11 protein-coding genes are annotated in these 12,168 nt (G+C 38.4%); 8 read left to right on the forward strand and 3 right to left on the reverse strand.

What is annotated here, in order from left to right; translation table 11 throughout:
- Positions 1-52: 52 nt before the first annotated feature.
- Together ACYQ73_RS17535 and ACYQ73_RS17540 are read left to right on the forward strand one after the other, a co-directional pair.
- The gene (locus tag ACYQ73_RS17535) at positions 53-1,534 is read left to right on the forward strand and encodes a DASS family sodium-coupled anion symporter (RefSeq protein WP_460013681.1); all 1,482 of its coding nucleotides are present in this window, start codon (positions 53-55) and stop codon (positions 1,532-1,534) included.
- Positions 1,535-1,714: 180 nt separating this feature from the next.
- Positions 1,715-1,978: a hypothetical protein gene (locus ACYQ73_RS17540; protein WP_460013682.1), complete on the forward strand. Its 264-nt coding sequence runs from the start codon at positions 1,715-1,717 to the stop codon at positions 1,976-1,978.
- Here ACYQ73_RS17540 and ACYQ73_RS17545 read toward each other — a convergent pair.
- The gene (locus ACYQ73_RS17545) at positions 1,967-3,487 is read right to left on the reverse strand and encodes a succinate CoA transferase (RefSeq protein WP_460013683.1); all 1,521 of its coding nucleotides are present in this window, start codon (positions 3,485-3,487) and stop codon (positions 1,967-1,969) included. The genes ACYQ73_RS17540 and ACYQ73_RS17545 overlap by 12 nt on opposite strands.
- Before the next feature lie 344 nt (positions 3,488-3,831).
- Between ACYQ73_RS17545 and chrR the strand changes: the two genes are divergently transcribed.
- The gene (chrR, locus tag ACYQ73_RS17550) at positions 3,832-4,563 is read left to right on the forward strand and encodes a class II chromate reductase ChrR (protein ID WP_460013684.1); all 732 of its coding nucleotides are present in this window, start codon (positions 3,832-3,834) and stop codon (positions 4,561-4,563) included.
- A gap of 196 nt (positions 4,564-4,759) precedes the next feature.
- On the forward strand, positions 4,760-5,185 hold the full coding sequence (locus tag ACYQ73_RS17555) for a hypothetical protein (protein WP_460013685.1): 426 nt from the start codon (positions 4,760-4,762) through the stop codon (positions 5,183-5,185).
- 67 nt (positions 5,186-5,252) lie between these two features.
- On the opposite strand, the gene ACYQ73_RS17560 is transcribed toward ACYQ73_RS17555, so the two are convergent.
- On the reverse strand, positions 5,253-6,932 hold the full coding sequence (locus ACYQ73_RS17560; RefSeq protein WP_460013686.1) for a hypothetical protein: 1,680 nt from the start codon (positions 6,930-6,932) through the stop codon (positions 5,253-5,255).
- A 154-nt stretch (positions 6,933-7,086) separates the two neighbouring features.
- On the opposite strand from ACYQ73_RS17560, the gene ACYQ73_RS17565 reads away from it, so the two are divergent.
- From ACYQ73_RS17565 to ACYQ73_RS17575, 3 genes are all read left to right on the forward strand, one after another.
- Positions 7,087-7,746, forward strand: coding sequence for a lysoplasmalogenase (locus ACYQ73_RS17565; RefSeq protein WP_460013687.1), 660 nt, complete (start codon positions 7,087-7,089; stop codon positions 7,744-7,746).
- Positions 7,747-7,820: 74 nt separating this feature from the next.
- On the forward strand, positions 7,821-9,050 hold the full coding sequence (pepT, locus tag ACYQ73_RS17570; RefSeq protein ID WP_460013688.1) for a peptidase T: 1,230 nt from the start codon (positions 7,821-7,823) through the stop codon (positions 9,048-9,050).
- Between the two features lie 90 nt (positions 9,051-9,140).
- Positions 9,141-10,106 (forward strand): DMT family transporter, encoded by a 966-nt coding sequence (locus ACYQ73_RS17575; protein ID WP_460013689.1) that lies wholly within the window; start codon positions 9,141-9,143, stop codon positions 10,104-10,106.
- A 62-nt stretch (positions 10,107-10,168) separates the two neighbouring features.
- On the opposite strand, the gene ACYQ73_RS17580 is transcribed toward ACYQ73_RS17575, so the two are convergent.
- Positions 10,169-10,657, reverse strand: coding sequence for an N-acetyltransferase family protein (locus ACYQ73_RS17580; protein WP_460013690.1), 489 nt, complete (start codon positions 10,655-10,657; stop codon positions 10,169-10,171).
- A 794-nt stretch (positions 10,658-11,451) separates the two neighbouring features.
- Between ACYQ73_RS17580 and ACYQ73_RS17585 the strand changes: the two genes are divergently transcribed.
- Positions 11,452-12,159 (forward strand): Fe-S oxidoreductase, encoded by a 708-nt coding sequence (locus ACYQ73_RS17585; protein ID WP_460013787.1) that lies wholly within the window; start codon positions 11,452-11,454, stop codon positions 12,157-12,159.
- The last annotated feature ends 9 nt before the right edge of the window (positions 12,160-12,168 follow it).

The raw sequence follows: 12,168 nt of genomic DNA on the forward strand, positions 1-12,168 counted from the left end.
CTAGCCGATGTTATAGAAAATTACAGTCACGTTTGTAGAAAGGATGAAAGGTATGTCTACTTCTGAACAAGCAAAACCGAAACGTAATTTGAAACCACTCTGGATTGGGTTAGCCTTCGCTTCATTAATCATCATTATTTTTTTACCTAACAACGGCGATTTACCTGTAGCTGGACAACGAGCTTTGGCTATTTTAGCTTTCGCGGTCATCCTTTGGGTTACAGAAGCAGTATCCTATCCTGTTAGCTCTGCCATGATTATTGCTCTCGTAACAACCTTACTAGGGCTAGCTCCGTCAATGGACGATCCGACGAGAGAGCTAGGAACATCGGATGCCTTAAAATTAGCATTAAGCGGATTTAGTAATTCTGCAGTTGCACTAGTAGCCGCAGCTCTTTTCTTAGCGGCAGCTATGCAAATTACCAATTTACATAAACGGCTTGCGCTATGGATACTTTCACTAGTAGGAACAAAAACGAAAGCCATTGTATTCGGTGCTATTTTAGTATCTATTGCACTCGCATTCTTTGTCCCTTCTGCTACTGCACGTGCAGGCGCAGTTGTGCCAATACTACTTGGAATGGTAGCAGCATTTGGTTTACCACGTGATAGTCGACTTGCTGCTCTACTTGTCATTACCTCGGTGCAAGCCGTCTCTATTTGGAATATCGGTATTAAGACGGCTGCAGCTCAAAATATGGTCGCTTTAAACTTCATCAAAGAACAGTTTGGTGTGGATATTTCTTGGGGTGCTTGGTTACTTTATGCTGCCCCCTTCTCAATCATCATGTCAATCGCTCTATTTTTCATTATGATTACACTAATTAAGCCTGAAACAAGTAATATTGAAGGTGGTAGAGAAGTAATCAAAAAACAGCTTGCGGAACTTGGTCCATTAAAAGCTCCCGAAATTCGATTAATCATAACATCGGCAATTTTACTATTTTTCTGGGCTACTGAGGGCAAACTTCACCCATTCGATACGACAACCGTCACAATCGTTGCTATTGCCATTTTATTAATGCCAAAAATCGGAGTCTATTCATGGAAGCAAGTTGAACCGCATATTCCTTGGGGGACAATTATCGTCTTTGCTGTAGGAATTATGTTAGGAACAGTCTTGCTTAATACAAAAGGTGCATCGTGGTTATCTGATAAAGTATTCGGTTCACTCGGTTTAGATTCTATGCCAATTCTTGCAACAATTGCTCTTGTTACTTTATTTAATATTCTAATTCATTTAGGCTTTGCAAGTGCAACAAGCTTAGCATCTGCGCTTGTACCGGTATTTATTGTTTTAGCCTCAACATTAACGACTAATGTCGATCAGGTTGGTTTCGTTATCGTACAACAATTCGTTATTAGCTTCGGCTTCCTCTTACCTATTAGTGCACCGCAAAATATGCTTGCCTATGGTACAGGAGCCTTTACAACAAAGGATTTCTTAAAATCCGGTATCCCATTAACGATTATTGGATACATCCTAGTTCTTCTATTTTCCGCGACGTATTGGAAATGGATTGGATTATTGTAAGGATAAGGGATCATCACCATAACGCGTGGTTGATTTCCGTTCCGGCTGGGCGCTTTGTTGCTGTCGCTTCGCTTTCGCACAGATAAAACATTTGTTGCTGTCGCTTCGCTTTCGCACAGATAAAACATTTGTTGCTGTCGCTTCGCTTTCGCGCAGAGCAGAGCTTCCTGGGGGCGTCCGATGAGCCGCTTGGGCCAACACGATGTTGGTCACGAAGGCGTTATCACAGGACTTGATGGTTTTAGCCTTCGTTCCCCTATCACTGATCCCCAAGGAGTCGCCCAGCCTCCACTCCAATCAACTAATATACATGACATATGTTTTTATAAATGTCATCCACAACTTTTGATGATGAGCCAGAAGAAGCCGTTATTAAAACAACAAGAAGCCTTGAAGGAACAAGTCAACTGTCCTTCAAGGCTTTTATTACTATTATTTCGATAAAGCAGGGTTCTTCATCGTACCATTCTTTGCGAAATTCACATGCCAGGAGAGCGCTTTTTCTAGATTGTGTGGCGTATGGTGTCCACCTGTTGCTTCATTGGCATCGTTAAAATACTTCCATAATTGCTCACGATATTCCGGATGTGCACAGTGATCGATAATGAGCCCAACCCGTTCTTTTGGAGCAAGTCCACGTAGGTCTGCTACTCCTTGCTCTGTGACGATTACGTCTACGTCATGCTCTGTGTGGTCTACATGCGAAACCATTGGCACGATACTAGAAATATTTCCGCCTTTCGCGTAAGATTTCGTGACGAAAATACCTAATCTCGCATTACGCGCAAAGTCTCCGGAGCCGCCGATTCCATTCATCATTTTTGTGCCAGAAACATGTGTAGAATTCACATTACCGTAAATATCCACTTCTAGTGCTGTATTAACAGAAATTAACCCGAGTCGGCGAATAATTTCTGGTTGGTTAGAAATTTCTTGCGGACGTAATACTAGTTTATCTGCATATTTTTCAAAACTACCATAAACTCGGTTTCCAACTTCTTCAGAAAGGGTAATAGACGTAGCGGATGCAAAGTTTACCTTCCCTGCATCAATTAATTCGAATACCGCGTCTTGCAGTACTTCTGAATATACTTCTAAGTTCTCAAACTCAGAATCTTTAAAGCCTAATAAAACGGCATTTGCTACTGAGCCTACACCTGATTGAATTGGTCTTAAACTTGTTGTTAAACGACCTACTTTAATTTCTTCACGTAGGAAGTTTAATAAATGAGTGGCCATAATATCTGTTTCTTCATCTGCAGGAACGATCGTTGAGGGTGCGTCTAAAATATCTGAAATCACAATGCCTTTTACTTTATCTAAATCTAGTGGTATACCAATTGTGCCAAGCCGATCGGATACATTTTGTAATGGAATCGGATCACGTTCCCCCTGTGGTCCCGGTACAAAAATATCATGGACACCCTCTAATGCATCAAGCTGAGCTACGTTCAACTCAATGATGATTTGGTCTGCTTCTTGCACAAAAATCGGGGAGTTACCAACTGAAGTTGTAGGAATTAGTAAGCCGTCTTCTGTAATAGCAGCCGCTTCAATAATCGCAAAATCAATAGGACCAATAATGCCTTGACGTACTAGCTCTGCATTATGTGATAAATGCGCATCAACAAATGTAATTTCGCCACTGTTGATTTTGTTACGAATACCGGCATCTGCTTGGAAAGGTCCACGTTTACGAATAACGCCAGCTTCTGCTAAGTATTGGTCAACTTCTGGGCCAAGTGATGCACCTGTATATACATCTACCTTGAAGCTCTCTTTTTTAGCTTTCTCCACAAGTGCAAGGGGTACCACTTTAACATCACCAGCACGTGTAAACCCGCTCATTCCAAGTACCATACCATCTTTAATCCAAGATGCTGCTTCTTCTGCTGTTACAACCTTGCTCCGTAGCTGTTCATTACGAAGCTTTTTTGCCAACTTTTCTGCCATTCCTTATTCCTCCATCCCACTTTATTTTGTTTAACTAAATTACTCGGTTTAATCCTTCTGGTATAGTCATCCAATTATTAGAAATCCAACCAAATAAACCGTCCACATATAATTTTAAACTATTTAGAATTTTTAATCTATAACTAACAAAATATTTTATATTACGAGAAATTTTATGCATTCTTAAATTATTTAAAAATAGTTCCAACATCTTCTAATCCATTTCACCTTGGCGTAATTACAGCTGTCGCTACAAAATATTTCCTGAAGGTAGATAAATTCGATTTTGAAGAAGAAGCGTGATATGCTCTTGATATATATAAAGGGGAAAAGGAGATTTTATAATGGTCAAAGAATTATTACGGAACCACTCTTCGGTTCGTATTTATGATGGAAATCCGATTTCGAAGGAAGTTATTGAAGAATTAATTTCCACTGCACAAATGGCTGCTACTTCCCATTTTGTACAAGCTTATAGTGTAATTTGGGTAACAGATGCGGAGAAAAAAGAAAAATTAGGGTTGCTCTCTGGTAATCCTCGTCAGTACGAAACTTCTGGCGGTGCCTTTGTCTTCTGTGTAGATTTCAAGCGTCTGCAATCAGCAGGTAAATTAGAAGGTGTAGATATTGTGGCTGATTCGGCAGAAAACGTACTTGTTGGAGTAGCCGATGTAGCATTATTCGCGCAAAACTTTGTCGTTGCTGCGGAATCTATGGGGTATGGAATTTGTTACATTGGAGGCGTGCGTAATAAGCCTGAAGAAATCAGCGAATTATTCAATCTACCTGACTATGTTTTCCCACTATTCGGCTTAACAATTGGGGTTCCTGCTCGTCGTAATGAAGTAAAACCACGTTTACCAGTTGCAGCAGTATTACATGAAAATGAATACAATGCAGACAAATACGAGGAGCTTTTACCAGCTTACAACGACACAATGGAAACATACTATAACAATCGCTCATCCAACCGAAAAATTGATAACTGGACTAAGCAAATGGCTGATTTTTTAATTGAACAACGCCGTCCTCATATCAATGAATTTTTAGCGAAAAAAGGTTTCAATTGGAAATAATTTCATCAGCAAACTGTGTGGAGTTACTATCGTATGATAGTAACTCCACTTTTCATTGTCCGTACTCTACACCTAGTATTTTTGTCCAAATTGATATGTTAAATTTAGGTTAAATTAAACAAAAAGACTCTTTCCTTTTTAAACAATTCCATTAATACTAATAGATGACCGCTATGAAAAAAGGAGTTATGTATAAATGTCCTATGTCAATAAACATCTTGCTCGTACCTTAGAACAACAACATAAGCGAAGTGTAAGAAGTTTATTTTTAAAGATTCAAGACTTAAATAATGAGTGTACATTATTAAGAAAACGACTTGAACCACAGATCGACTTAGCTTCGTATAAGAATGCTATTGATTATGTGAATCAATTTGTTTCCCACACTACCATATTCAACTTGAAATTTATTACAAATACACAAAATCTAGAGGTCGTAGTGTTACATGCACTTTTATTAGCACATATAGTAGAAAACGAAGATTCTTATCCTTTTGAATATGAACATAATTTACTACAAGGGTACATTCATGAAATATTTGCATTAAACGATCATGCAAAAGCACTTTTTACTAATCACCAGGAAAAGATGCTTCACTATATGGAATCTCAACCAACATAAAAAGAGACGATCTTCGTAGCATAGTACTACTAGATCGTCTTTTTTCTTCATTCAAATTGATTTATTTCTATTTTAATCCTTTAATAATCAATGATCGAACTGGTAAGAACTGCTCTCCTGTATCACCGTAAGTGAGAATAACATCATCACCTTCTTGCAAATAAATTGCAAGCGGTTCTGTTTCTGAGCTTACTAAATAGTTTTCACCGTTATTTAGTAAAAATGATACAACTGTATAGTCTCCGAGACGTTCCTTGTAAACGCGAAGCACCTTGCCACTTGCACTTTTCTCTTCCGCATGTGAGCTTCCTTCGACTGTAGTTCCACCGCGACTTAAGGCTGTTTTATATAATTTTAATGCCTCTTTAGGAGTTGTCGCATATACGGAAATTTCAGGATTTGCCGCAGATACGATGAAATAATTTTGTAAGAAACCATTTGAATCAAGTACCGCGGTTAGCCAGCTAGCTTCGCCGTAAAAGTTATACAACACCGGCATTTCTCCAGACCATTTTTTCTCGATAAATTTCTTCTCGATAATTTGCAAGTTACCTTGTGAATCCATATAAGAAGCGTCTTGATTTCCAGTATAATAGGTTGCTTGACCTGTTCGTGCATTTGTTAAGGAATAGCCAAGCATTGAATCGACACCCTCTTTAGGGCTCGTAAAGTCTGTGAAATAATACATATCGCCCTTCTCGTCAAAAATCGGGCTTACATTTGCCTCTGTTCCCTCATCAGAAGGAAGTTTTACATCTTTCTTACCAAACTTACTATTCCAAAATCCATTTACATAATTACCGAAATAGCTATTTTGTAAGCTTACTGTCTCTGGAGAAACCGCTCCATCAATAAATTCTGGGACATCCTCCAGCTTAATAACTTCTGATTTTCCTGTTAGCGCGTCTACAAGCACGATCCCTTTTACATCGAAGCCATTACGTGCTGAAATAAATTCACCATATGAACGAATATAGTATGGTTTACCGTCATCATCTATTTCAAGTTGTACATCTCCACAAAAAACAAGGAATGGATGTTGTAAACGTATATGACGCTCTAAATTTGAATTTAAATAAGCAGACGGAACATACTTCATTTCCTGCTTAACAAATTTAGGATTATCCGCCGAATCCGTTGCACTCATCATAAAGTAACCAGGAGTCGACCCGCCGTTCATCCACTTGAAGAAACCAGAGAACTCAACTGGTGCAATATAAACATACTCACCATTCACTTTTTGAATTTGTAAGCGCCCTAGCTCATAATAACTCGTATTCGGTACTTGTCCGAACGCTTTTTTCATCTTATTGCGCGCAAATTTAGGAGGAACACTAGCTGGTGTTTGTGTTTCATCGAATGGTTTTATTTCAACCTCTTCCTTCATTTCAGCTGATTTGAATTTTTCGTTAGCATTCCATAAAGGAGCTGATAATACATACACTGCAACACCTAAACTAGCTAAAAATAAAACACCTTTTATTTTTCTTTCTATACCACCTGCAAGAAGCGCGCCGCCTAATGTTAATAGTATAATAGCGGGCCAAAAAGCAAGCCAGTTTACATCCATTTTTGTCACATATACTGTTATACCAGTAGCTAAAAACCCTAGTACAAATACACCGATAAAGAAGTATCCAATGACCTTTTTAGATCCGCCATCTTCTCGTTTTTTTGTTATAAGCGGTGTTAATAAAACACTCGCGATTAGCCCAATGACTGCCGAAGCTATTAATAGCTTAGTCATTTTGTTCACCCTCTCTAACCTTACTGTCCACTTATTTACGGCTACATACCAAAAAAGTTTCATACATAAGATGAATGAGTACCCTCTCGTACATTTCCTTTACAAAAGAATAAAGGAAATTGTTACATAGATAAAGAATTTCAAAGAAAAGGAGATGAGAAATTTGTCTAAAAAAATTTTAATAGCATTTATTATTTTGTTCGGTCTTTATTATGTTTTTTTCCTGCCCCATATTGCAGAAAGCTTGATACTGATCTTTAAAGTTATTCCAATGTTTTTAATCATTATCTTAGCCGCTACATCAAAAAATTTAGGCATTAAAAAGTATCAACTACTGATTGTCATCGGACTTGTGTTTTGTATGGTCGGCGATTATACGCTACAGTGGTTTCTAATTGGGCTAACAAGCTTCTTAATTGGGCATATTTTTTATATCCTGGCCTTTTCTTCTACTAATGAACGACAAGTCCCTACTTGGGCGAAGATTGTCTTACTCGTTTACGGTGCAAGTATGGCTCTGTGGATTGCAGGTACAGTGTTTTCATCAGGAGATATCGTGCTTGGTATCGCGGTTATCGCCTATATTTCCGTCATATTAACGATGGGTTGGACTGCGATTCGTACAGGTTCTACATTTGCAACGATTGGCGCTCTGCTCTTTATTTTATCAGATTCCTATTTAGCTATTAATAAATTTGTTATGCCTTTACCTTTTTCACATGAGTTTATTATGTTGACATATTACAGTGCCCAAATACTCATTGCCTTAAGTATTTCTCAATATTCCGAAATCCGAAGTAAAGTGTTACAATAATATCAATTATGACTCGGCATAATTACGTCCGGAAGCTGAAAGAAGTTAAACATACACATTAGGAGGCCATACTTATGAAAGAACAAGTAATCGAGCGTTTAATTCGTTATGCAAAAATTGATACACAATCTGATTTCACAAGCGAAACAACTCCTTCAACACAAAAACAATTTGACTTATTGCATGTACTAAAAGATGAACTTGCTGCAATAGGCTTAACTGACATTACATTAGATGAAAATGGTTATTTATTTGCGACACTCGAAGCAAATACAGATAAAAAAGTGCCTACTATTGGCTTTTTAGCACATGTGGACACGACAACAGATTTTACTGGCACAAACGTTAATCCACAGCGCATTGACAACTATGATGGTGGGGCGATCCAGCTCAATGAAAATCTAGCGATGTCGCCAACAGATTTTCCTGAACTTAAAAATTATGTAGGTCAAACGTTAATTACAACGGATGGTACTACGTTATTAGGTGCTGACGATAAAGCTGGTATCGCAGAAATTATGACGGCTATGGAATACTTAGTAAATAATCCTTCTATTAAACATGGTAAATTGCGTGTAGCATTTACACCTGACGAAGAAATTGGCCGCGGTCCTCACAAATTTGATGTGGCTGCATTTGGAGCCGACTATGCTTATACAATGGATGGCGGACCACTTGGCGAGCTACAATACGAAAGCTTTAATGCTGCAGGCGTCAAGGTTGTGACAAAAGGTACGAGTGTACACCCTGGTTCTGCGAAAAATAAAATGGTCAATGCCATCACAATGGCGATCGCTTTCCAAAATGAAATGCCTACTGCTGAAGTACCAGAAAAAACGGAAGGCTATGAGGGCTTTATTCACTTAATGGGCTTTAACGGTGCGATCGAGCATACTGAGCTTTCTTATATCGTCCGTGACCATGATCGTCAAAAGTTCGAAGCGAAAAAACAGTTAATGCTTGATGCTGCGGCAAAAATTAAAGCCCAATATGGCGAGGATGCTTTAAGCATTACTATGGAAGATCAATACTATAATATGGGCGAAAAAATTGAGCCTGTTAAAGAAATCGTTGACATTGCACGTACTGCAATGGAAAAGTTAGATATTACTCCAATTACATTACCAATCCGTGGCGGCACTGATGGTTCACAGCTTTCTTACATGGGCTTACCAACACCAAACATTTTTGCAGGTGGCGAAAATATGCACGGTAAATTCGAATATGTATCTGGAGAAACGATGGAGAAAGCTACACAAGTGATTATCGAAATCGTACAGCTCTTTGAACAACAAGGAAAATAATTATGAAGAAGGGACTACCCCTTCTTCATAATTTTTCCGAAATTAATAACTGAATTTTCAAATTACATAAAGGATTTTGAGGTGAATTTATTGAAAGAAATTGCATTAGGCATTTTAGCCTCACTTTTTTTTGCTGTTACTTTTATATTAAATCATGCAATGGAAATGCAAGGTGGTAGCTGGCTTTGGAGTGCATCTCTGCGCTATTTCTTCATGCTCCCGTTTTTACTTGTGATTGTCTTCTATCGAAAAGGTTTTACCCAATTATCAGGTGAAATGAAAGCACAGCCTGTCGCTTGGCTACTTTGGAGCTTTATTGGATTCGTATTGTTTTATGCACCACTGACATTTGCAGCAGCATTCGGTCCAGGTTGGCTCGTTTCTGGAACATGGCAATTGACAATTGTCGCTGGCGTATTACTAGCTCCCCTTTTTGTTTCAGTAGTAGCTGGGAAAACAGTACGTCAAAAAATACCGCTTATTTCATTATTAATTTCATGTGTCATTTTAGTCGGCATTTTACTTATTCAAATACCACAGGCACAATCTGTTCCGTTTAAAAGTTTAATGCTTGGTATTTTACCTGTTGTCATCGCTGCATTTGCCTACCCTCTTAGTAATCGCAAAATGATGGAACTCTGTGGCGGACGCATCGATACATATCAACGAGTTCTTGGCATGACCATCGCCTCGCTGCCTGCATGGATTATTCTAGCTATTTATGCATTAGCAACGGTTGGGCTTCCTTCCATGAACCAAGTGATGCAATCTTTGCTTGTAGGTATAAGCTCTGGTGTTATCGCTACAACTTTATTTTTCATTGCAACGGACCGTGTTCGCGATCACCAAGGCAAGCTTGCAGCAGTCGAAGCAACACAATCGACGGAAATACTCTTTGTCATTATTGGTGAAGTATTATTGCTCGACATTGCATTCCCAAATCCAATTGCACTCGCGGGCCTAGGGGTCATCATTGTTGGTATGCTGTTACATAGCTACTATACGATGATACTCGGGAAGAGAAGCGCTGTTCATAGCAGTAGCACTACTCAGTAATATTAAAAATGTACATTACTAAATTTACTTTTAGTAGTGTACATTTTTTATTATAGAGAGCACTATAATTTGTAAATCATTGTTTTAGATGTTCCTACTACTTCATAATCTTGAAAACCTAGTTCGTTATAAATATTAATGGCCGAACTATTTTCAAGGTCTACACTCAGTGAAATGCTATTGTATCCTTCATCCTGCGCTTGTTGAATTATTTTACGCATCAGTAAAGTGCCTACCCCTCTTCCTCTTACGTCTTTTGAAACAGCAATTCCTATTTCAGGCGTATTGCCATCAATATATCCATAACTTTTATTATTTTCATCAAACAATCTGTACCAGACTGCACCAACAGTTTGATTTTCTGCGTCAAAAGCAATCAAAACTGTATCTCCCTTTCTCCCCCAACCTTCATGATATTTTCTTATGCCAGGCGAGTTTAGTAAAACTTCTTTTGATGGTTTATTCTCAGGAATATGAATAGATTCATATAACATATCTAGAAAGAACTCAAACTCTTTTTCATTACCTTCGAAGTTTCTAATAGAAAACATGAAATAATCACCCCTTCTTAACTAAGGTATATTATACATTAAATTGTAATTTTTGGTATAATAATCAAAGGTTACATATTTTTAAATGTACGCTATATATTAGTGTTGATTGGAGTGGAGGCTGGGCGACTCCTCGGGGATTAGAGATACAGAAACGAACGTGTTGGCCCGAGACCCTGGAGCGAAGCGAAGCGGCTCATCAGACGCCCCCAGGAAAGCGCCTAACCGGAACGGAAATCAACCACACATTATGGCGAGTTCATTTTTATAGGAATACTTTGAAGATTTATCGGAACATTATCTCATTTTATCGGAACAATTTTAGCTTTTATCGGAACAATATCTCGTTTTATCGGAACAATATCTCGTTTTATCGGAACAATGGCAGTTCCAATCAAAAAAAGACGACTCAATCACAATGGAGTGAGTCGTCTAGAGATTTTACGTTCCCAAAAAATGAGGGGGGTTTTAGGAGCGTTATCATGAACTAGCAAACTTCTGGAGAAAAGTAGCTAAAGTTCATCCTCTCTACACTGTATTGTAGAGGAGGAATAATCTTTATACGATAATGATAATCATTATCAATTATAAAGTCAACATTAATCTGAAAATTTTTTAAAGTTTTTTTATACCTTCTTCAACGAGCGGCCTTGGAATTGCATGAGGCTGCGACATTTCAAAACCTACCTTTCAGATATGTTTAATGCATTTTACTATATTGCATTCCATTTGTGAAGCAAAAATGATTAATTTATAATTGTAGTAGCAGAAGATTGAAAGAAAAGGTGATGACAATGCCAGCATTAACGATGGATCAAGTTCGACAATTGAATTCCTATAGCATTTATACGACAGAACCAAAGCGGACATTATTTACATTAGCGGATATACATAAGGACTTTTATCATCCTGACTTTTTAAACCTTATGATGGGAATTACAGACGCAGCAACGGAAACAGCCGCTATTTCTCACTTTGCACGCCGCTACGGTATGTTTTTCGCTATGCAACTTTACATGCTAGCTGCCTACGACGAGGTGTGGGCCGGTAAGCCAATCGAGCTTCGCTTTGATGCAGCAAAAGAATTCGACAGTTTTACAGTCGCAATGTTTGTGAACCCAAATGATTGGCGCTATGTCGAGGAGGAAGAACGTCAAACCGTTATTGAGAAGATTCTATATGATGGGCATGTTATCGTTCAACAGCTCCGTAAAGTAACATCTATTTCCCCTCTTACTATTTGGGAGAATTTCTTTGGATATCTACTATGGCATTATCATATATTGCTTTCTAATCCCGGTCTAGCCGATCAAGCAATGGAGGATATTGAAGCTTTAGAGGACCCTAAAACATGGGCCCGTTTCTCCAACAAATCTTGGTGGGCACAATATACAGGAGGTCAAAGCCCTACTGATTTAGTGAACGTCCCCGTGCGAAAATCATGTTGTTTTTCAAAAGACATACCTGGCTTAATGGCTTGTGGCTTTTGCCCGATGAAATAAAAAAGTCTT

The sequence above is a fragment of the Lysinibacillus sp. CTST325 genome (genome assembly GCF_054665055.1).

Coding starts and splice junctions, on each gene's coding strand:
- ACYQ73_RS17535 (WP_460013681.1), top strand. CDS start 53: ATGTCTACTTCTGAACAAGCAAAACCGAAACGTAATTTGAAACCACTC.
- ACYQ73_RS17540 (WP_460013682.1), top strand. CDS start 1,715: ATGAGCCGCTTGGGCCAACACGATGTTGGTCACGAAGGCGTTATCACA.
- ACYQ73_RS17545 (WP_460013683.1), bottom strand. CDS start 3,487: ATGGCAGAAAAGTTGGCAAAAAAGCTTCGTAATGAACAGCTACGGAGC.
- chrR (WP_460013684.1), top strand. CDS start 3,832: ATGGTCAAAGAATTATTACGGAACCACTCTTCGGTTCGTATTTATGAT.
- ACYQ73_RS17555 (WP_460013685.1), top strand. CDS start 4,760: ATGTCCTATGTCAATAAACATCTTGCTCGTACCTTAGAACAACAACAT.
- ACYQ73_RS17560 (WP_460013686.1), bottom strand. CDS start 6,932: ATGACTAAGCTATTAATAGCTTCGGCAGTCATTGGGCTAATCGCGAGT.
- ACYQ73_RS17565 (WP_460013687.1), top strand. CDS start 7,087: ATGAGAAATTTGTCTAAAAAAATTTTAATAGCATTTATTATTTTGTTC.
- pepT (WP_460013688.1), top strand. CDS start 7,821: ATGAAAGAACAAGTAATCGAGCGTTTAATTCGTTATGCAAAAATTGAT.
- ACYQ73_RS17580 (WP_460013690.1), bottom strand. CDS start 10,657: ATGTTTTCTATTAGAAACTTCGAAGGTAATGAAAAAGAGTTTGAGTTC.
- ACYQ73_RS17585 (WP_460013787.1), top strand. CDS start 11,452: ATGCCAGCATTAACGATGGATCAAGTTCGACAATTGAATTCCTATAGC.